Origin of the sequence: Mesorhizobium sp. L2C066B000, from assembly GCF_000502335.1 — a bacterium.
Classification (GTDB): Bacteria; Pseudomonadota; Alphaproteobacteria; order Rhizobiales; family Rhizobiaceae; genus Mesorhizobium.
The window spans coordinates 47679-69080 of record NZ_AYWZ01000014.1 but is presented as its reverse complement, the minus strand read 5'-3'; the positions used below and the strand labels follow the sequence as shown (position 1 = coordinate 69080).

The 21402-nt window shown below is 62.6% G+C and carries 16 protein-coding genes; 8 read left to right on the top strand and 8 right to left on the bottom strand.

Annotated elements, in window-relative coordinates; translation table 11 throughout:
* Nucleotides 1–25 precede the first annotated feature (25 nt).
* From X733_RS142315 to X733_RS142330, 4 genes are all read right to left on the bottom strand, one after another.
* Complete coding sequence (locus X733_RS142315; RefSeq protein ID WP_023683047.1) at nt 26–280, bottom strand: GlsB/YeaQ/YmgE family stress response membrane protein; 255 nt, start codon at nt 278–280, stop codon at nt 26–28.
* Nucleotides 281–385: 105 nt separating this feature from the next.
* The gene (locus X733_RS142320) at nt 386–592 is read right to left on the bottom strand and encodes a hypothetical protein (RefSeq protein ID WP_023683046.1); all 207 of its coding nucleotides are present in this window, start codon (nt 590–592) and stop codon (nt 386–388) included.
* Nucleotides 593–672: 80 nt separating this feature from the next.
* Complete coding sequence (locus X733_RS142325) at nt 673–1293, bottom strand: ribonuclease D (protein WP_023698188.1); 621 nt, start codon at nt 1291–1293, stop codon at nt 673–675.
* A 77-nt stretch (nt 1294–1370) separates the two neighbouring features.
* The gene (locus X733_RS142330; protein WP_023686593.1) at nt 1371–2756 is read right to left on the bottom strand and encodes a M20/M25/M40 family metallo-hydrolase; all 1386 of its coding nucleotides are present in this window, start codon (nt 2754–2756) and stop codon (nt 1371–1373) included.
* A gap of 444 nt (nt 2757–3200) precedes the next feature.
* On the opposite strand from X733_RS142330, the gene polA reads away from it, so the two are divergent.
* The gene (polA, locus tag X733_RS142335; protein ID WP_023819639.1) at nt 3201–6128 is read left to right on the top strand and encodes a DNA polymerase I; all 2928 of its coding nucleotides are present in this window, start codon (nt 3201–3203) and stop codon (nt 6126–6128) included.
* Between the two features lie 7 nt (nt 6129–6135).
* Nucleotides 6136–6624, top strand: a complete 489-nt coding sequence (locus X733_RS142340; RefSeq protein WP_023819638.1) for a macro domain-containing protein — start codon at nt 6136–6138, stop codon at nt 6622–6624.
* Nucleotides 6625–6632: 8 nt separating this feature from the next.
* Here the strand turns inward: X733_RS142340 and X733_RS142345 are convergent, their stop codons facing one another.
* Nucleotides 6633–7037, bottom strand: coding sequence for a Fur family transcriptional regulator (locus X733_RS142345; RefSeq protein WP_023669789.1), 405 nt, complete (start codon nt 7035–7037; stop codon nt 6633–6635).
* Between the two features lie 295 nt (nt 7038–7332).
* Here X733_RS142345 and X733_RS142350 point away from each other — a divergent pair, with 295 nt between their 5' ends.
* The 5 genes from X733_RS142350 (at nt 7333) to amrB (ending at nt 15648) form a co-directional block, all read left to right on the top strand.
* On the top strand, nt 7333–9552 hold the full coding sequence (locus tag X733_RS142350; protein ID WP_023819636.1) for a caspase family protein: 2220 nt from the start codon (nt 7333–7335) through the stop codon (nt 9550–9552).
* A 101-nt stretch (nt 9553–9653) separates the two neighbouring features.
* On the top strand, nt 9654–10034 hold the full coding sequence (locus X733_RS142355) for a hypothetical protein (protein WP_245259851.1): 381 nt from the start codon (nt 9654–9656) through the stop codon (nt 10032–10034).
* Nucleotides 10031–10744, top strand: coding sequence for a hypothetical protein (locus X733_RS142360; RefSeq protein WP_023751422.1), 714 nt, complete (start codon nt 10031–10033; stop codon nt 10742–10744). Before X733_RS142355 ends, X733_RS142360 begins: the two co-directional genes overlap by 4 nt.
* Before the next feature lie 12 nt (nt 10745–10756).
* Complete coding sequence (locus tag X733_RS142365; RefSeq protein ID WP_023831628.1) at nt 10757–13780, top strand: caspase family protein; 3024 nt, start codon at nt 10757–10759, stop codon at nt 13778–13780.
* 149 nt (nt 13781–13929) lie between these two features.
* Nucleotides 13930–15648 (top strand): AmmeMemoRadiSam system protein B, encoded by a 1719-nt coding sequence (amrB, locus tag X733_RS142370; protein WP_023819634.1) that lies wholly within the window; start codon nt 13930–13932, stop codon nt 15646–15648.
* A gap of 29 nt (nt 15649–15677) precedes the next feature.
* Here amrB and X733_RS142375 read toward each other — a convergent pair whose 3' ends face one another.
* Nucleotides 15678–17480: a hypothetical protein gene (locus X733_RS142375; RefSeq protein ID WP_245274492.1), complete on the bottom strand. Its 1803-nt coding sequence runs from the start codon at nt 17478–17480 to the stop codon at nt 15678–15680.
* Nucleotides 17481–17668: 188 nt separating this feature from the next.
* On the bottom strand, nt 17669–18748 hold the full coding sequence (locus X733_RS142380) for a serine protease (RefSeq protein WP_023691993.1): 1080 nt from the start codon (nt 18746–18748) through the stop codon (nt 17669–17671).
* A gap of 402 nt (nt 18749–19150) precedes the next feature.
* Between X733_RS142380 and X733_RS142385 the strand changes: the two genes are divergently transcribed.
* The gene (locus X733_RS142385; protein ID WP_023713445.1) at nt 19151–20242 is read left to right on the top strand and encodes a trypsin-like serine protease; all 1092 of its coding nucleotides are present in this window, start codon (nt 19151–19153) and stop codon (nt 20240–20242) included.
* An 80-nt stretch (nt 20243–20322) separates the two neighbouring features.
* Here the strand turns inward: X733_RS142385 and mgrA are convergent, their stop codons facing one another.
* On the bottom strand, nt 20323–21369 hold the full coding sequence (gene mgrA / locus X733_RS142390) for an L-glyceraldehyde 3-phosphate reductase (protein ID WP_023669798.1): 1047 nt from the start codon (nt 21367–21369) through the stop codon (nt 20323–20325).
* Between the last annotated feature and the right edge of the window lie 33 nt (nt 21370–21402).

Below are 21402 nucleotides of genomic sequence, written 5' to 3'. Positions count from 1 at the left end.
GGCGCGCTCCGTTTCGTATCGAGCGTCACGCTCGCTTCAAGACCTTGACCAGCACCAGCAGGATGACAGCGCCGATCGTGGCGTTGATGATGGCAGCCAGAATGCCGCCGCCGATTGCGAAGCCCAGCCTTGGAAACAGCCAGCCGGCGATCAGGGCGCCGATAATGCCGACGACGATGTTGCCGATGAGGCCGAAGCCGAAGCCCGAGACGATGAGGCCGGCGAGCCAGCCGGCAATGGCGCCGATTATGATGAAGATGAGAAGGCTTTCGATGCCCATGACGCGTTCCTCCAGGAAGAGAGGCTACGGAGCGGAAGGCCCCGAATCGGCCTCGATATCAACGACTTCAGGCTATGCGAAAGCAGTTGCACCCGCCAGCGGCGCTCATTGATCGTCGTCATCGTCGCTGGAGACTGGCCGCCAGCTGGTCGGGTCGACCTTTTTCTGGGTATCGCTGTCGGTGTAGACCCACCAGGCGCCGTCGCGATATTGCCCGACGGATTCGCTGACGACGCCGGCGCCGTCCTTCCACAGAACAGTGACCTTGGATCCATCCGTCGGGGCGGTCGCTATCGGTTTGCGGTCTGCCACGTCATCCCCCTCATTGAGTCGACAGAACGCCACGACGCGTGTCTGGTTGCAAGGCTGCCGGAAGCGTTATCCGAAGGCCATCAGCTGTGGGCAAAAATATCCTCTTCGTCCCAACCCATCAAATCGAGCTTGGCACGCGTCGGCAGGAAGCGGAAGCAGGCGTCGGCTTCCTTGGTGCGCCCGTCCCGCGCCAGGCGTCCAGCCAGCACCTCGCGCAGACGGTGCAGATAGAGAACGTCGGAAGCGGCATATTCGAGCTGTTCGGGCGACAGGGTCTCGGCCGCCCAGTCCGACGATTGCTGCGCCTTCGACAGGCCGACGCCAAGCAGTTCGAAGCAGATGTCCTTCAAGCCGTGCCGGTCGGTATAGGTGCGGGTCAGCCGCGAGGCGATCTTGGTGCAGAACACCGGCTCCGGCATGACGCCGAAGGCATTGTACAGCACGGCGAGGTCGAAACGGCCGTAGTGGAACAGTTTCGATATGCCGCGGTTGCGGAGCAGGCTGACGAGGTTCGGCGCTTTCTTCTGGCCGGGCGCGATCTGGATCACGTCGGCCGAGCCATCGCCGGGCGAGATCTGCACCACGCAAAGCCGGTCGCGGTGCGGGTTCAACCCCAGCGTCTCGGTATCGATGGCCACCGCGTCGACATTGTAGTGGGCGAGGTCGGGCAGATCGTTCTTGTGGAAGCGGATGTCGGGCATAGTTGTCTCCGGATCGCGGCGTAACTCGTCCTCGCCGCGATCCGCTGAAAAATCAACAAGAAAACTTCCCAGCCTCCTCAGCGCGTCAGCGCATCGAGAATGCGCGCCCAGGAGCGCTGGCCCTTGTGGAAGGAGGTCAGCTCGTATTTCTCGTTGGGCGAGTGGATGCGGTCGTCGTCGAGCCCGAACCCGACCAGCAGCGATTCCATGCCGAGATAGGTCTGGAAGTCGCCGACCACCGGTATCGAGCCTCCGCTGCCGGTCGTCACCGCTGGCTTCGGCCATTCATCCGACAGCGCAGTCTTGGCCTTGGCCAGGAATGGCGAGTCGTAGGAAAGCTGAATTGCCGGCCCGCCGCCATGCGGGTGGAATTCGACCGAACAGTCCCTGGGAATGCGCGCCTTGACGAATTCCCGGAACGCGGCGCGGATCTTCTCGGGGTCCTGCTTGTGGACGAGGCGGAAGGAGATTTTCGACGACGCTTCCGCCGCGATCACCGTCTTGAACCCCTTGCCGGTGTAGCCGCCGATGATGCCGTTGAACTCGGCCGTCGGCCGCGCCCAGGTCAGTTCCATCACCGAGCGGCCTTTTTCGCCCGACGGGATCGAGAGGCCGATCGGTCCGAGGAAGGTTTCGGCGGTCTCGCCCAGAGTTTCCCATGATTTCAGGATCTGCGACGGCGTTTCCTCGACCCCGTCATAGAAGCCGGGAATGGTGATGTGGCCGTTCTCGTCATGGATGTCGGCGAGGATTTTCGCCAGGATGCGGATCGGGTTGGCGGCGGCGCCGCCATAGAGGCCCGAATGCAGGTCGCGATCGGCGGCCTTGACGGTGACCTCCTCGCCGACCATTCCGCGCAGCGAAACGCAGATCGACGGCGTTTCGCGGTCCCACATGCCGGTGTCGCAGACCAGAGCGAAATCGGCCTTGAGCTCATCGGCATTGGCCTCGAGGAACGGCTTCAGCGACGGCGAACCGGACTCCTCCTCGCCCTCGAACAGGATGGTGATGCGGCAGGGCAGATTGCCATGCACCTGCTTCCAGGCGCGGCAGGCCTCGACGAAGGTCATCAGCTGCCCCTTGTCGTCGGCCGAGCCACGGCCGGTGATTACCTTGTGACCGGGCTCGATCTCCTTGACCGCCGGCGCAAACGGGTCGTTCTCCCAAAGCTCGATCGGATCGACCGGCTGCACGTCGTAATGGCCATAAAACAGCACATGCGGCGAACCGGCGGGGCCTTCATGGTGCGCAACCACCATCGGGTGTCCCGGCGTGTCGCGCACCGAAGCGTCGAAGCCGATCAGCTTGAGGTCCGCCACCAGCCATTCGGCGGCCTTGCGGCAGTCGGCGGCATAGTCTGAATCGGTGGAGATCGACTTGATGCGGAGCAGGCCGAACAGGCGCTCCAGGCTCTGGTCGAGATTTTTGTCGAGACGGTCGAGGACGGAGGAAATGGTGGACATTACTGCGGGCCTTTCTTTTCGGTGCCGGGACCGTAAAGGCAGCGCATCAAAACGAAAAGCCCGCGATCGTTGGACCACGGACCGTAAACACTTGTCAGAAGGCAAAAAAGAACCGCCGTGGTGGAGGGGAACCACGGCGGTCTTTTACTCGAAACGATGCGGCAGCCCGGAGAGGGGGGATAGGCTGCCGCAATTGTCCGGGATAGGCGGGGGACGGGCCTTGCTCCGGACTCGGCGAAAACTGCCGATGACCTTTATTTGTGTCTCGGATCGTGGCGTTTCAAGGGCACAAAAATTACACTTTTGTAACATAGCCGTGAGCGCCGAGGCAAACAGCAGCAGGACCTATCGGCAGGCAGGCTCTGTCAGCATGTCGCCGCAACACCTGTTGGAAGCCCGCCTTTGCCATGGACCGCGCCGTCCTGCCGCGCTATCCCTGCCGGCATGAAAAAAGGCGACCATCTCTTCCTTATCGACGGCTCCGGCTACATCTTTCGCGCCTATCATGCGCTGCCGCCGCTGACCCGCAAATCCGATGGGCTGCCGGTCGGCGCGGTCTCCGGCTTCTGCAACATGTTGTGGAAGCTGATGCAGGACGCCCGCAACACCGATGTAGGCATCGTGCCGACGCATTTAGCGGTCATTTTCGATTATTCGTCGAAAACCTTCCGCAACGATCTCTACCCGGAATACAAGGCCAACCGCAACGCGCCGCCCGAAGACCTGATCCCGCAATTCGGTCTGATCCGCCAGGCAACCGTGGCCTTCAACCTGCCCTGCATCGAGATCGAAGGCTACGAGGCCGACGACCTCATCGCCACTTATGCCAGGCTGGCGTGCGAGGCCGGCGGCGACACCACTATCATCTCCTCTGACAAGGATCTAATGCAGCTGGTCGGACCCACGGTCGGCATGTACGACCCGATGAAGGACCGCCAGATCGGCATCCCCGAAGTCATCGAGAAATGGGGTGTGCCGCCGGAAAAGATGATCGACCTGCAGGCGCTGACCGGCGACTCCGTCGACAATGTGCCGGGCGTACCCGGCATCGGGCCGAAAACGGCGGCGCAGCTTCTGGAACAGTTCGGCGACCTTGACGGGCTGCTCGCCCGGGCCAGCGAGATCAAGCAGGACAAGAGGCGCGAATCCATCATCGCCAATGCCGACAAGGCGCGCATATCGCGCCAGCTGGTGACGCTGAAGAACGACGTGCCGGTGACAGACGGGCTCGACGATTTCGTGCTGCATGCGCCGGATGGGCCGAAGCTGATCGGCTTTCTCAAAACCATGGAATTCACCTCGCTGACCCGCCGTGTGGCCGAGGCGACCAGCACCGAAGCCGGCGATGTGCAGGCTGTCGCAGTCACCGTCGAGCGCGCCGACACCGCGCACGGCCCCGATGTCGGCTCCGGCACACCGGTGCCTGCGGCAACACAGGATGAAGCCAAATCCGAAACCGCCAGGGCCGGGGACGCGCCTTCGCTGCTTGCCGCACTTCGCCTGGAAACGGCCGCCGCGGCCAAAATCGATCCTGCCGCCTATGTCGCCATCCGCGACACGGCAACGCTCAAGACCTGGCTGGCCCAAGCCAAGGAGACCGGAACCGTCGCCTTCGACACCGAAACCACGTCTTCCGATCCGATGCTGGCCGACCTCATCGGTTTCTCCCTGGCGATCGGCCCCGGCCGCGCCGCCTATGTGCCGCTCGCCCACAAGAGCGGCGCTGGCGACCTGCTCGGCGGCGGCACGCTGGAGAACCAGATTCCGGTCCGCGAGGCGCTGGCGCTGCTGAAGCAGTTGCTGGAAGACAAATCGGTGCTCAAGATCGCCCAGGACGCCAAATACGACATCGTCGTCATGAGCCGCCACGGCATCGATATCGCACCCTTCGACGACACGATGTTGATTTCCTATGTGCTCGACGCCGGCACCGGCCACCACACTTTGTCCTCGCTTGCCGACAAATGGCTCGGCCATGCCACGACGCCGCTCAAGGATCTCGCCGGTTCCGGCAGAAGCTCGGTCGGGTTCGAGCAGGTCGACATCGACCGGGCGACCGCCTACGCCGCCGGCCATGCCGACGTAGCGTTGCGGCTATGGCAGGTGCTGAAGCCGCGACTTGCCGCCAAGCGCCTGGTTTCGGTCTATGAGCGGCTGGAACGGCCGCTGGTGCCGGTGCTGGCGCGGATGGAACAGCGCGGCATCTCAGTCGACCGCCAGATCCTGTCGCGGCTCTCCGGCGAGCTGGCGCAAGGCGCCGCACGGCTGGAAGAGGAAATCTACGGCCTTGTCGGCGAGCGCATCAACATCGGGTCGCCAAAGCAACTCGGCGACATCCTGTTCGGCCGCATGGGCCTGCCCGGCGGCTCCAAGACCAAGACCGGGCAATGGTCGACCTCCGCGCAGCTTCTGGAAGACCTCGCCGCCGAAGGCCACGAACTGCCGCGCAAGATCGTCGACTGGCGTCAGCTGACCAAGCTGAAATCGACCTACACCGACGCGCTGCCCGGCTTCATCCATCCCGACACCAGGCGCGTGCACACATCGTATGCGCTGGCCGCAACGACGACGGGCCGGCTGTCCTCCTCCGATCCCAATCTGCAGAACATCCCGGTGCGCACCGCGGAGGGACGCAAGATCAGGACGGCCTTCATCGCCGACAAGGGCCAGAAACTGGTCTCGGCCGACTACAGCCAGATCGAACTGCGCGTGCTTGCCCACGTCGCCGAGATCCCGCAGTTGAAGCAGGCCTTCGCCGATGGCGCCGACATCCACGCCATCACCGCCTCGGAAATGTTCAACGTGCCGGTCGAAGGCATGCCTTCCGAAGTGCGCCGCCGCGCCAAGGCAATCAATTTCGGCATCATCTACGGCATCTCGGCCTTTGGGCTGGCCAACCAGCTGTCGATCCCGCGCGAGGAGGCCGGCGCCTACATCAAGAAATACTTCGAGCGTTTCCCCGGCATCCGCGACTATATCGAGGCAACAAAAGCCTATGCCCGCGAGCATGGCTTCGTCGAAACCATCTTCGGCCGCCGCATCCACTATCCTGAGATCCGGTCGTCAAACCCGTCGATCCGTGCCTTCAACGAGCGCGCCTCGATCAACGCCAGGCTGCAAGGCACCGCTGCCGATATCATCCGCCGCGCCATGGTGCATATGGACGAGGCGCTGGAAAAGGCCGGCCTGTCCGCCCGCATGCTCTTGCAGGTGCATGACGAATTGATCTTCGAGACGGTTGAAGCGGAAGTCGAGGCGACGATCCCCGTGGTGCGCAGGGTGATGGAGAACGCGCCGATGCCGGCCATCTCGATGTCGGTGCCGCTGCATGTCGATGCCCGCGCAGCGAACAACTGGGACGAGGCGCATTGAAGGTGCGATGATTGTCTTTGTCACCGGAGACCTGCTGGCCGCCCAGGAAAGCTATATCGCTCAAGGCGTGGCAGAGGGCAATCAAGAGGGCCTTGGCACCGGACTTGCGCTGAAGATTTCGAAAAAGTGGCCGAATGTGCAGGCTGCGTTCAAGAAATATGCTCGGACCGGCAGGTTTATTGGGGGTCATATCTGGACATTGGAGCCAGACGGCAATCAGCCGGGCTTCATTTATCTGGCAACCCAGCCAGATATGTATCACGCCACGCTTCCCTATTTACGGAAAGCAGTTCGCGGGCTTGTGAAATGGGCCGACAAAAACCGGGTAGAATCCATCGCCTTGCCAAAAATCGGGTCTGGCCTTGGCAAATTATCTTGGCTCGACGAGGTGAAACCCCTGCTTATGGAGCAGCTAACACCTGGGCCTACGCGGTACGTCGTCTATGAGACATTCTTGAAAGAATTCGAGAATAGCGCACCGCCTCGGCTCAAGTAGGAAGCAAGCTAAGCCGCCTCAGCCAGGCACTTGGCACACGTCCCGCGAAACTCGATCACCGCCTTCTTCGCAGCAAACCCGGTCGAGCGCACCCATTCGTCCAGCCGATGGTCGACGTCATGGTCGGACATCTCCATCACCTGCCCGCATGTGTCGCAGATAGCGAAGGCTGTCATCGAATGCGTATGGTCGTGCGGTTCGGCGCAGGCGACGAAGGAGTTGAGGCTTTCCAACCGGTGCACGAAGCCTGACTTCACCAGGCTGTCGAGTGCCCGGTAAACCTGTAGCGGCGCGCGGAAACCGCGCTCGCGCAGCTGGTCGAGAAGCGTATAGGCGCTGAGCGGTCCGCTGGCGGCCTCGAGCTTTTCGAGTACGCTCAGCTGATTCTTCGTCAGCACATCCCTTGCCGCCATGATCCCGTTTTCCGATCGTTTAGAGCATGATGCCGAAAAGTGTGGAGCGGTTCTCGGACGACATCACGTTCCATCTGTTTGATCCAGCGCCGCTCGCAAATCATTTCTGCCATGCGACGGTCTCAATTCCCTTGAGATAGCGATGAAGCAGGCTTTTTGCCACTGTTTCCGTTATCGCCATCGACACCATGACCACCACCGCCGATTGACGGCACCGACCACATTCAAAATACTGACAAAATTCGCGAGGAAAGGTGCCGCACTTGCAAATTCGATCGGGCTTGGGGAAGCAATTATGATCAAACTGACACGACGGACGCTGCTCGTCGGCACGTCGGCGCTTGTGGTTGCCGGTACGGTTTCGTTCCGTGCCCTCGCCGCCTCGCGCACCTATCACGCGCTGCTGGTTGCCTGCACCGACTATCCGAACCTGCCGCAGAAGAACTGGCTGATCGGGCCGAAGAACGATGCCGGCCTGGTGCGCGACTATCTCCTGAAGAACACGCCCGATCCGGTGAAGTTCTCGGCCGAGAATGTGATCCTGCTCGCCAAGGACGTCGAAGGCGCCAACGGCCCGCCGACGCATGCGGCGATCAAGGCCGCCCTTGCCGACCTCGCCGGCAAGGTGCAACGCGACGATTTCGTCTATCTGCATCTGTCGGGCCACGGCGCCCAGCAGCCGCAAGCCAAGGCCGGTGACGAGACCGACGGCCTCGACGAGATTTTCCTGCCGTCCGATATCGACAAATGGATCAACCGCGAAGAGGGCGTGCCGAACGCGCTGGTCGACAACGAAGTCGGCGCCGCACTCGACGCCATCCGCGACAAGGGCGCCTTTGTCTGGGTGGTGTTCGACTGCTGCCATTCCGGCACCGCGACGCGCGCCGCGGAAGTCGATGACGAACTGGAGCGCAAGGTCGAGTTCGCCGACCTCGTCGGCGGCGACGACGCGGCGAGAGCAGCGGCGGTGAAGGCCTATGACGACATCTCGGCAAGCGCATCGCGCGGTTTCGACGAGAATGGCGGCCGCAAGCCGGCCTTCAACCTGACCCCGACCGGGGCCGAGCCGATCGCCCGGGGCAAGCTGGTCGCCTTCTATGCGGCGCAGACGGTCGAGACGACGCCGGAAATGCCGCTGCCCAAGGGCACGCCCGACGCGCCGCGCTTCGGCCTGTTCACCTTCACCATCCTGTCGAAATTGGCCGAGAACCCCAACGTCACCTATCGCCAGCTCGGCCAGGCCGTGCTGCAGCAATATTCGGCCGACGGCCGCACAAGGCCGACGCCCCTGTTCGAGGGCGAACTGGACGCCCGCGTGTTCGGCACCGACAAGACCGACGCCGTCATGCAATGGCCGATTGCCGTCAAGGACGGCGATGTCGCGATCGGCGCCGGGCTGCTGCAGGGTCTGACCCCCGGCAGCAAGCTCGCCATTTTGCCTTCGGCGCTGTCGAAGCTCTCCGACGCCGTCGGCTATCTCGAAGTGAAATCGGCAAAAAACCTCGAAAGCCAGCTCGCACCGGTCGAATTCGACGGCAAGCCGGCGCTTGCGCCGACGGCGGTGCCCGCCGGCGCCTATGCGCGCGTTGCCGAACTCGCAGTCGACTACAAGCTGCTGGTGGCAAAGCCGGCCCCGACCGCAGGGCTCGAAAAAGAAACCGAGCTGGTCAATTCGGTTCTGGACGAATTGGTGGCGAAGCCGAAGTCCGGCTTCCACATCGCGCTGGTCGAGCCCGGCAAGAGCGCCGATCTGCGGCTTGCGGTGCTGCGCGAAAAATCCATGGACGGCGCTGCCGCCAACGCCAGCGACGAACCGGCGCTGTGGTTCCTGCCGGCGTCCGGCGACATCAGCCTGAAGGACGGCAGCAAGCCGCCACGCATCGTCATCCATCAGGATGGCCGCGACAAGCTTGCGGAAAACACAGCCAAGACCCTGACCACGATCTTCCGCGCCACCGGCCTGTCGCGGCTCGCCGCGGCGTCCGACTACCGGCCGGACGAGGTCAGCGTCCAGTTCCTGATCAAGCGCCAGGACAGCGATGCGCTGGAGCCGATCGAATCGTCAAAGGTGCCGCGCGTTTCGCCGGGCGATCAGGTACACATTGCGTCAAAGAACGAGTCCGACGAGTTCGTCGACATCAACGTGCTGTATATCGGCAGCGACTATTCGATCACCCACATCGTCGCCGAGCGGCTGGCCCCGATCAATCAGCAGGCCGATCAGGGCCTGAAGGAAGGGCTGCTCGCCTTCACCGACACCAGCTTCGGCATGGAGCGCATGATTGCCGTGCTGACCGAGGCGCCGCCGCAAAGCGAGAAAGAGGATCTGAGCTTTCTTGCCCAGGAAGGCGTGCGCGCCGTGACGCGTGCCGCATCGGGAACGCCTGGTTTTTCCGACATGCTGGCCGACATCGGCATGGCGCCGGCAACGCGCTCCGTGATGCGGCTTGCCGACAAGAGCGGTCCCAAAGGCGCGGTGATGATCTTCCCGATGGAGACGGTGCCCCGCGCCTGACCTGACATCGCTTCGCCGGCTCTTGTCGGCGTGATATAGGAACATTCCCGGCTCGCGACACTTCTATGCGCCGCGGCTGAATGCAACAGATGAGGACATCAGTGACTATCCCCGTGCTCTCCTGGCGTGCAGCGACAGCCGGCCTTGCCGGCAGCCTGTTGCTGGTTGCCAGCGCCTCGGCGGACGAGAATTGCGGCTTGTGCGCCAAGCAGATCGTCACCAACTCCGAGCTCGCCACCTGCTTTCTCGACCAGTACGACCAGATCGCCAAGACCGGCAACAGGGCCGTTGTCGTCGATCTCTCCAGCTGCGCCTCGCGCGGCGTGGTCGAGCCCTTGCCGTCACCCAGCAAGGCGGCTGCCGAGCCGGACGTGCAGTTCATGATTTCGCGCACGCAGCTCGATTGCCTGAAAAAGAAGCTGGAGACACCCGGCGTCGTGCTCGATCCCACCGCCACCATCCAACTGGACAGCTGCGGATGAAAAAGCCGGGGGGCACTGCAACGCAGAAATCGCCGGCCACATCGGCGCCTCCGCCGGCCAAGAAGCCGGCGACCTTGCCCGAAACCACCGAAGGCTTTCCGTGGCCGAGCAGTCACGAGATCAAGAAGGAAGCCAACCCCTTCACCGACCGCGACTGGCGCATGCTGATCTACGCCTGGTCGGGTCTCGCCGTGCGCCTGGCGATCATCTTCACCCTGGCCTTCTCGGTCTTCCAGTTTCTCGCAAACCAGGAACAGAAGCGCGTCGAGCAGACGATGTCGCTGGTCGAGCTTTGGGAAAGCAAGGATTTTCAGCAGGCGCAGCGCGCGCTCAAGGAGCGCCTCTCGTCGCTCAACGCCAAATACGACAATCTGCTCAGCGCCACGCCTTCGCCGACCGAGGAACGGGTCTTCCGGCAACGCATTGGCATTGAGGCGATGACTGCCGGCGGCGGCACCATGCCGATCGCCGATTTCAACGACAATTTTGATCGCATCGTCTATTTCCTCAATCGTCTCTCCATCTGCGTTGAGGGCAAGCTCTGTTCGCGCGATGTCGCCGATGCCTATTTCCGCGACTATGCGGTGTCGTTCTGGAGCTATTTTGCCGGCTACATCGAAAAAGAACGCAAGGCCGGTTCCGCCAATTATGCCCAGGCGATCGAGAATTATGTGCGTCACGGGTCGCCGCCGCCCGCCGACTCCAAATAGCGGCGCAACAAGGTGCCGGGCAGCTCCCATCCCTTGCGTGCTATCCGGTGGCTAATCCTGGTCGGTCTTCTGGCGTTAACGTCAACCGCCGGTGCCGAGGACCTCGATTTCCATCTCGATCTCAACACCGGCGGCCACAGCGCCAGGGTCACCGATCTTGCCTTCACGCCGGACGGCGAGGGACTGGTCTCGGCGTCCGATGACAAGACCATCCGCATCTGGGACTGGCAGAGCGGGGTGACGCTCCGCACCATTCGCGGCTATCTTGGCAATGGCAATGACGGCAAGGTCTTTGCGATTGCCGTGTCGCCGGATGGCAAGACGATCGCCGCCGGCGGTTATTTCGGCGCCGGCATCGGCGACAAGCCCCCTTATGGCGATATCAGGCTGTTCGATTTCGCCACCGGCAAGATCAAAACCGTGCTCAAGGCCGCCGACTATGCCATCTATGATGTCGCCTTTTCACCCGACGGAAACACGCTCGCCGCCGGCGGTGGCGATGGTTTCGTCTACCTCTGGCGGGCGGACGACAAATCCGCGTCGGGCTGGACGCTGGCGGAAAAACTCGATGCCGATTCCTGGCGTGTGGAAAAGCTCGCCTTCGCCGCTGCGGGAACCCGGCTGGTGGCGACGACCACCGACAACGGCATAAGGCTCTGGGACATCGCCAAGTCAGAGGAAATCGCTTTGCCCGCCGAGGCCGAACCGCTGCGCGATGTCGGCGTCGCCGCACTCGCCGTGTCATTGGATGGCAGGCTGTTCGCCACCGGCAGCAAGGACGGCGACGTCCAGCTCTGGCAGGCCAGCACCGGCAAATTCGTCCGCGCCATGCCGAAGCAGGATTTCCAGATCGGCGCTCTGAGCTTCGCCACGGGTTCGCGGCTTGTGGCGTCATGCAGCTATCGCTGCGCCGACAAGCATCGCTCGGCGGTCTGGAATACCGACAGCCGCGAGCAACTGCTCGATTATAACGGCCATGACGGCACGGTCTTTGCTGGCGCCGGCAATGCCGACGGCTCGCTGGTGGCGACAGCCGGCGGCACCCGCAACGCCATCCAGGTCTGGAACCCCATGACCGGCGAGCGCAAGGCGCTGCTGCAAGGGGTCGGTGAACCGGTGACGGCGATCGGGATCGATGCGGCGAGCAGCTCCATCGCTTGGGGCAACACCAACCCCTGCCCTGAACGCGTGTCCTGTCCCGAGCTGCAGGGCACGCTGGACAAGGTACTGGCGCTACCGACGGCCGAGCGGTTCTTCGAGGACCCGGAGGCGCTGGCGGAACAGGGCGCCTATGCCCGCGCGGCACTGACCGACGGTGGGTGGTTGCTTCGCGCCGTCCCCGGCGGCAAGGACGGCCTGGAGAATGCCGTGCTCGAAATCGCGAGCGGCGGAAAGGTGATGCACAGCATCGAGAATTCCGCCACCAATGGCTTCGTCCATTCGGCTTACACGCTGATCGGCAATGGGCTTGGCCTGATCACCGGCGGCAGCGACGGCACGCTGTTGGAATACAAAACCGCGACCGCCGAGGTATCGAGTGAATTCACCGGCCACACCGGCGAGATCAACGCCATGGTTGCCGTCGAGAAGGAAGGGCTGTTGGTCACCGGCAGCGCCGACCAGACCGTGCGGCTGTGGAATTTGAAGAGCCACAAACTGATCGTGTCGATGTTCTTCGCCGACTCCGAATGGATCGCCTGGATGCCGCAGGGCTACTATTATTCCTCCGCCGATGGCGACAAGTTGATCGGCTGGCACGTTAATCAGGGCCGCGACCACGAAGGGCGTTTCATCAGCGCCGGCCAGCTGAAGAAATATCTCTGGAGCCCGGAAATGGTGCGCCGGGCCATCATCCTGCGCAGCGCCGAACAGGCGGTCCAGGAAATGCGCCCCGGCGTCGACCGCGAACTGGAAAAGCTGCTTGAACGCAAGCCGCCGGAATTCGGCATCAAGCTTGCCGCCGACCAGAGCAGTGTCCGCGAAGGCTATGTCGCCGTCGAAATATCAGGCGTGCAGGAAGCAGGCGCCGACGTCGCCGGGTTTTCGATCCTGTCGAACAGCCGCAATGTCGGCAATGTCACGGCGCGCTCGGCCGATGGCGGCAAGAGCACCATCGTCGAAGTGCCGGTCGAGAATGGCGAGAACACCATCCGCATCACCGGCACGAATGAGTTCGGCTATTTGACCGAGCGCAGCGTAACGGCACTTGGCCAAAAACCCGAGAAGCAGGCCAACAAGGGCAAGCTCTACGTCGCCGTGATCGGCGTCGACAAATATCCCTTCCTCACCGACGCATGCGCCGGCCACGCCTGCGATCTGCGCTATCCCGTCGACGACGCTACCGAATTCCTCAAGGTGATCTCGCAGAAATCCGCGCCCTTGTTTTCGGCGATGGAGACGCTGGTTCTGGTCAACCGCGAAGCGCTGGATGAGGCGCCCGATTCCGGCAAGGACGTGTTCAAGGTCGCCAGCGCCGACACCATCCTGGAACCGGATTCCGACACCATCGACGACCAGCTCGCCGACTTCCTCGACAGACCCGGCGAGAACGACACCACCATCATTTTCGTCGCCGGTCACGGCATCAACATCGACGAAGACTATTATTTCATCCCCACGGACGGCCGCAAACAGGATGCCGACCGCTGGAAGCGCTCCTCGCTGGTCGACTGGGGCGACATCCAGAAATCGGTTGAGCGGGCCAAGGGCATGCGCTTCATGCTGCTCGACACCTGCCACGCCGCCAACGCCTTCAACCCGCGCCTGGAAAAAGACGCGCAGGACGCACGCATCGTCGTCTTCTCGGCCACCGCTGCCAACAACACCGCCGCCGAAATGCCCGAGCTCGGCCATGGCGTCTTCACCTATTCGATCCTCGAAGGCCTGCGCGGCCGGGCCAAGACCTCCGACGGCGGCGTGACGCTGTTCGGCCTCGCCGACTATATTTCGCGCGAAGTGCTGCGGCTGACCGCGTCCAAGCAGAAGCCGTTCTACTATGTCGGCGGCGTGGAGAACATTGTGCTGGCTGAGCCGTGAGAGGTCGGCACCCAGGCACCCACCTCTGGCCTGCCGGCCATCTCCCCCGCAAGGGGGGAGATCAGTCTCTTCATTGCTGGAGATCTATTTTCAAGGTTGATGATTGGCGAAAGTCGAGGCGACATCCAATCTCCCCCCTTGCGGGGGAGATGTCCGGCAGGACAGCGGGGGGTGCCTGGGCACGGACCAGCATTCTGGTCTTTGCCACCGCCTTGCTTATCCTCTCAGTGCTTCAAGCGTCTGCCGCCCCCATCACCTGCCCGCCCGGCGACACAAACTTCCCGTCCTTCTACTCCGACCCCACACTCTTCACCGAAGCCATCGCCGCCGTCGCCAGAATCGAGCCGTCCAACCAACGCCTCACCGGCATCACAGTCCCCCACCACCTGCTCGTCGCAGATCTCGTCGCACTCGGTTTCCACGCCGCGTCCGGCTTCCGCTACAAGCGCATCGTCATCCTGTCGCCGGACCATTTCCACGAGACGCAGAAACTCTTCGCCACGACGCCGCGCGGTTTTGAAACAGTGCTCGGTCCAGTCCAGGCCGACACGGAAGCCGTGCACCTTCTGAAAGCGAACAGCGACATGGTCGAAGACTCCTGCCTGTTCGCCAGGGAGCATGGCGTGCAGGCGATGCTGCCTTTCCTGCATCACTATTTCCCCGAAGCTGAAATCGTGCCGGTGGCGATGTCGGTCAAAGCCAAGCGAGCCGACTGGGACCGGCTGGCGCAGGCGCTGAAAGCGATCGTCGACAAGGACACGCTGATCGTCGAATCCACCGATTTCTCCCACTATCTGCCGCAGCACGAAGCCAGGCGTTTCGACCAGCAGACGCTGAACATGCTCGCCGCCGGTTCGCTCGACGGCATCGCGGCGCTGCGCCAGCCGGATCACGCCGATTCGGTCGGTGCGCTCTATATCCAGACCAGGCTGCAGCGCGAACTGTTCGGTGCTGCGCCGCTGGTCGTCGCCAACGAGAACTCGCAGGCGCATTCAAGCGACTATGTCGAGCGCACCACCAGCTATGTCGTGGCGCTGTTCGGCGCCTTCGGCCCCGGCTTCAACAATCCTGCCCGTCCCGACGACAAGCTCTACTATTTCGCGGGCGACGTGAATTTCGGCCGCGCCATGAAGAAGATCCTGGTCCGCGACGGTGTTGCCGAGAAGATCGTCGAAAGCGTGCTGGCCCTGACCCGCTCGCGGCCGCTGATCGTCAATCTCGAAGGCGTGATCCTGCCCAACGTCCCTGAAGCGATCGACGACATGACGCTGGCCATGCCCGCAGACCTCGCCATCGACATGCTCAAGAAATTGCATGTCGCCGCTGTCAGCCTCGCCAACAATCACGCCTACGACCTCGGCCCGTCAGGCTATGCCGAGACGCTGGCCGCACTCGATGCGGCCGGCATCGCCCATTTCGGGCAGGGCGAGACGCTGGCGCTTGCCGATCTCGACCTGGTCGGGCTGACCGACATCGATACCAACGGCTCCAGGAACACCGACCTTCTGACGCCTGCTTTGCTCGACCGGCTGCTGCACGGCAATGCCGAGCGGCCGGTGATTGCCTTCGTCCATTGGGGCCGCGAGTACAAGACGGAGCCGTCGCCGCGCGAGGAGATGCTTGCCGACCAGATGCGGCTGCGCGGTGTCACGGCAATCGTCGGCGGTCATCCACATGTATCGAGCGAGGCGATCCTGCCGCTCGGCGGCGGCGATGTTGCGGAGATCTATTCGCTCGGCAATTTCCTGTTCGACCAGAAAGCCGAACGATCGTCCGGGTCGATGCTGGAACTCAGGGTGTTCAGCCAGGGCACGATCTTTGCCCGGCTGATCCCGCTGCCCAATTTTTTCGAGATGGGCTCGAAATGACGCGATTCCCGAAAGGACGTGACAGGACCTCAACAGCCTTGCAGATCTTCCGGCAGATAGCAGACCGCCGGCTTGGTGCTGGTTTCGAACAGCGACTGCTTCGGCCTGAAATAGAAGAACGTGGCCGGCTTGCTCTCGCGTGTGCTGCCATCGGCGAAATGGGCGGCGATGCTGAAGCGATGGATCGACGACATTGACGACCACATTTTCAGCCGTGCCGTGTAGGCGCTGAGATTCTTGTTGCCGCGCACCGGCATGGGGATGCTGTAATCGGTCTTGCCGATCGGAAATTCGATGTTCTGGTAGCGCAGCGCTTCGGGCGACGCGCCGCCGCCATCGCCGCATTCGGCGAGCGATTCTGGGACCTCAATGCTGACCAGCGAGACGATGACGCGAAACGGCTCGCTCTGCTGGTAGACAGCGCCCTGATCGTCCGCCCAGGAATAATCGAGCTTGCCAATCCCGGTCACGCTCATTTTCTCGACGCTGCCGCTGATGTAATCGGCAACGTCGCCGAACTTGACCTTGTTGGCCACCTGGGCGCGGCAGACATCCAGGCTGTCCCTTGACGGGCAGGTGAAGCGCTCGGTCTCGAGCGTGGTTGTGTCGACGCCGGCTTCAATCAGCACGTTCTTGATCGAGACGTCGACGCCGTCGCCGAAAGTGCCGATGTCCTTCGTGAACGTGCGGCTCGGCTCGCCGGTCGCGTTGTCCTCCTCGTCGGTCCTGGTGAACTGGATCGACATCTTCATGTCTTTCACGTCGCCCCAGCCATTGTTGACGATCGAGAAGTCGGGGCGGAAGCCGACGCAGCCATAATGCTCGCTGATCGACAGCATCGGCTTGCGGTAGGCCTCGCTCGCGGCCACCTTCATTTCCAGGCTGTCGATCTTGACCCTCGACTGGTCGGTGGTCTTGAGGTCGACTTCGGCGAAGGCCGGCGCCGTCTCCCAGTCCATGCCTTCATAGACATTGCCGGTACGAATCTCTCCGGTGCCGTTCCAGGCATCATTGTACTGGTCCGACACCGGATAGATCGCGATGTCTTCGTCGCGCACGAGATGCTGGTACTGCATGTCGGCCTGCTGCGTCATGCGCTGGTCGACGGCAATGCCGATCTCGACCTTGTCGGCGGAACCGCCGCCGGTCTGCGCCTTGAGCAACCCGCCCACTCTGGCATCGGCCAGCACATCGGAGCGCGCACCGCCGATCTCCTTGCCCTTCGCCCATTGCGACCAGTAGACGGTGCCGCCGGGCAACCGGGTGCGGCCCTTGCCGTCCTTCAGCCCATCGGCAAAAGAGCCGACGAATATCTTGCCTGTCTTCGTCTCCAGCCTGCCCTCGCCATTCGGCACACCGGCCCTGAATTGCCCTTCATAGCGATTGCCGTCGGCATCGACATGGATCGCATGGCCGTCGAGCTGGCCGGCGACCCAACGGCCGTCGAGAATCTCGCCTGAACGCAGCTCCAGCCGGCCTTGTCCTTCGGGGCGGCCATTCCTGATCTCGCCGAAATAGCTGGAATAGATCGTCTTGGGGTCATAGCTCGCCGAGCCGCGTACGCGCCAGACCAGCCTGCCCTTGCCGTTGACGGTGCCGTCGGCTGCGACGGTGCGGTCCGGCGACACGCCGGCTGCCGGCTCCCAGGTGAAATCAAGACCCAATTCCGGGTGGGAATCCCAGACCCGTACATTCTTGCGCAGCACCGAACGTGTTTCGCTTTTATAGAGGATTTGCACCCGCTCGGCCCAGGCGCCATCGGGTGTGGCACCGCCTTGATCGGCCATAGCGGAAAAGCATGTCAGTGCGGCCAGCATGGATGCAGCCGCCATCGCTTTGACTCCGAAGATCATTCTTGCCCGCGCCATCTTACCCAACCCCTTGGATCGCCTAGCGTAAGCACCGCTGTAACACAGTGCAAGAGAGGTGTTTCGATACAAAAAAACCGGCGGCAGGAACGTCCCGCCGCCGGTTTGGTAGTGCTGGTTATCGCCGCTGTTTGCCGGCGAAAGATCGGGCCTTATTTGTACAGGCTGTTGATCCACGCCACGTTGGCAGCGTTCAGGCGCACCGCAGTGTTGGCGTTGGGGCTTTCGGCCACGTTCACGCCGGTGACGACGCGCTGCTTGGCGCCATTGTCGTAGGCGTAGACCGAGCTGCCGCTCGACCCCGGATAGGTGTCGCAGTCGTACTGGAAATACTCCGCGCCGACGTTTTCGGCTTTCACTTCGCAGGTCGCCTTCCACATCGTTCCCATCGGCTTGTCGCCGGGATAGCCAACGATGTTTGCGGTGAAATCGCCGAGGTTCTCATAGTTGGCATAACCCAGCCAGCCGAGATTGGTGCCGACATCCTGCTTCAGCGTGATGATGCCGAGGTCCCACGGAATGACCGAGCCGTAGTAACCCTGATAATTGTCGATGAAGCCCTGCAGGATATAGACGCTCTCGTAACTGAAAGCGCCAAACGGTGCATCGTCGGCGGTGTTGCCGTTGAGCGACGGCACAAAGATGACGTCGTCGAGCCAAGCCTTGTCTTCATTGCTGTAGAGGCAATGCGCAGCGGTGAGCACCGTGCGCGGACCGATCAGGGTTCCCGAGCAGCTGCCGTAACCGCTCTTGGCTTTGCCTTCGATATACCCGATCGCGGTGAACGGGTAGGTCTTGGTGTTCTTGATCTGCTCGCGGTCGTCGGCCCCGAACACCTGGCGGCCGGCTTCGTCGCCGCCCGTCAGTCCGGTCTTGTCGGCGTTCGGTGTGTTGGCGGGCGCATTCAGTTCCTTGATGACAAGGTCCTTCAGCGTCTCGCCGGCATCGATCTTGATGTCCTTGCCATCGGCGGAACGTCCGACGATGCCATAGGATTTGACCGCCGTGCCCTCGTCGGTCAGCGGCGCTGCCCGGCTGGCTTCATCTTCGGTCAGTTTCGGCGGCGCGATCGGCTTTGCACGGCCGGGCTGGTAGTCGCCCGTTCCGAGATCGCGCATGCTTTCGCCATTGCCGGCATTCGCTGAGCCGGGATCGGCGGCGAAGGCAGGCATCGTCCACAGTGCGGTGGATAGCAGTGCGGACGCAATGATAGTGCTTGTCAGTTTCGTCATGGTGAGACTCTCCCAAAAGTCAGCAAGGAGTGGAGCAAAATACAGAAATATTGTCGAGATCGTGGTGGAGTTAAAAAATTAGTTTGGTTACCCGCCCGTATCGGATCATCGGTCCGGGCGGCCTCGTTAAAGCCCTCCGCCAAACGCACCCGCGTCGATATACTGCCTAAAATAATCCAACATTGGCAATGACAAATCGCTTCCACGTAGCCCGTGGGGGGCTATAGGGTTTGGGTGGGCTCTGCCCGATGGGGCACGATTAGCAAAAGTGGTATTTCGGTTTTATAACCGCGCGGATGTCGTTCGTTCTGGCAGAAGGCGATCGAGGTACCGCTACCGCTTCTGTTGGTTATGCGTCATGGCGGCATGGCTCGGCAATTTTCATCTCAGGAGGGTTTCAAGGTGAACATTATCCATCGGTTCAGGCCGCTTGCCGCTGCATCGCTGCTGGGCATCGCGGCCGCTTTCCCCGCCGTCAACGCGCTCTATGCAGCCGACGACGCCGCCAGGCCGGAAGCGGCGGTCTCGCCGATGCAGCGCGTTGCCGAATCCCGGGACAAGGCCAAGGCCGAGAATCCCGACGGGGCCGACCGCGTCTATGGCGGCAAGGAAGCCGACAAAGGGGCCTATCCGTTCCAGGTGGCGCTGCTGACCAGCGCCCGGCTGGACCCCAGCCCGGCCTCGCAGCCGAACGCGCAATTCTGCGGCGGCAGCCTGATTGCTCCGCAATGGGTGCTGACGGCGGCGCACTGCCTCAACGACAAGGGCCGGCCGATTTCGCCCGACACGGTGACCGTGCTGACCGGCGCCACCGATCTTACCGAAGGCAAGCGCTACAAGGTGGTCGAGGTCATCGTCAACGAGGGCTACAGCGAACAGACGCTGGACAATGATCTCGGCCTGCTCCGGCTGGCGGAGCCCGCCGATGCGCCGGTCATCAAGATCACCAATGAGCCGACGCCAGACAGCGGCAAGACCACGGTCATCGGCTGGGGCAAGATGCAGGACGGCACCTTCCCGACCGCGCTGATGGTGGCCGATCTCGATCTCGAGCCGAGCGCTGCCTGCAACAGCGGCATCAAGTCGATCTATGCGCATGACCTGAAGGCGGCACTTGGCGATCTCTCGCATCGGATGCGTTATTCGGAAAAGGGCATCGATGCCGCCGCCAATGCGATCGCCGCCGATATGTCGGATCCGCTGACCAAGAACATGATCTGCGCCGGCACCGACAGCGGCGAACGCGACGCCTGCAACGGCGACAGCGGCGGTCCGCTGTTCATGACCGGCGCCAACGGTCCGGTCCAGGTCGGCGTCGTCTCCTGGGGCGAAGGTCCGTCCGACGGCACCGCCGCTTGCGGCCACAAGAATGCCTATGGCATCTACACGCGATTGGCCAACTATACGGGTTGGATCGAAGCCAAGATGAAGACCCCGGCTCCGGCAGCCGCGGCGGCGCCCAAGGCCGGTCTCGGCACGGCCAAGAAGCCCTGAACGGGCCCGAAGCTTGATAAACGCAAAACGGCGGGATCTTTCCCGCCGTTTTGATTCATGTCCGGTGCCGGCTGTTCCGCTTACTTCCGCGGCGGGCCTTTGCGCTCGGCCGACGCCGCCCACAGATTGATGTCGGACTCGCGTGCGTAAGTGTCGATTTCGGCGAGCTCGGCATCGCTGAACTCGAGCACCTTGAGCGCGCCGACGCAGTCCTCGACCTGTTCGGGCCGGCTGGCGCCGATCAGCGCCGAGGTGACCCGGCCCTTGCGCAGCACCCAGGCCAGCGCCATCTGCGCCAGCGTCTGGCCACGCTTGCCGGCGATCGCGTTCAGCGCCTGGATGTTAGCGATGGTCTTTTCGTTGATGAAGGCGGGCCGCAGCGACTTGCCTTGGCTGGCGCGGCTACCCTCGGGGATGCCGCCGAGATATTTGTCGGTCAGCATGCCTTGCGCCAGCGGCGAGAACACGATCGATCCGACACCGAGCCCTTCCAGCGTATCGAGCAGTCCGTCCTCTTCGACCCAGCGGTTGAGCATCGAATAGCTCGGCTGATGGATGATGCAGGGCGTACCGAGCTGCTTCAATATGTCGGCGGCCTCGCGCGTGCGCTGCGAATTGTAGGACGAGATGCCGGCATAGAGCGCCTTGCCGGAACGCACCGCATGGTCGAGAGCGCCCATCGTTTCCTCAAGCGGCGTATCCGGATCGAAGCGGTGCGAATAGAAGATGTCGACATAGTCGAGCCCCATCCGCTTCAGGCTCTGGTCGAGGCTCGCCAGCACATATTTGCGGCTGCCCCATTCGCCATAAGGCCCTGCCCACATCTCATAGCCGGCCTTGGTCGAGATGATCAGCTCGTCGCGATAGCCGGCGAAGTCGGTGCGCAATATCTCGCCGAAGGCGATCTCGGCCGAGCCGGGCGGCGGGCCGTAATTGTTGGCGAGATCGAAATGGGTGATGCCGAGATCGAAGGCCTTGCGCGCGATCGCCTGCTTGGTGTTGTGCGGCGTGTCGTTGCCGAAATTGTGCCACAGGCCGAGCGAGATCGCCGGCAGTTTCAGGCCGGATCGCCCACATCTGTTGTAGAGCATTTTCTCATAGCGGTGTTCAGCCGGCTGCCAGCGCATGGGTACAGATCCTGGATTGTATGGGTGTCGGCG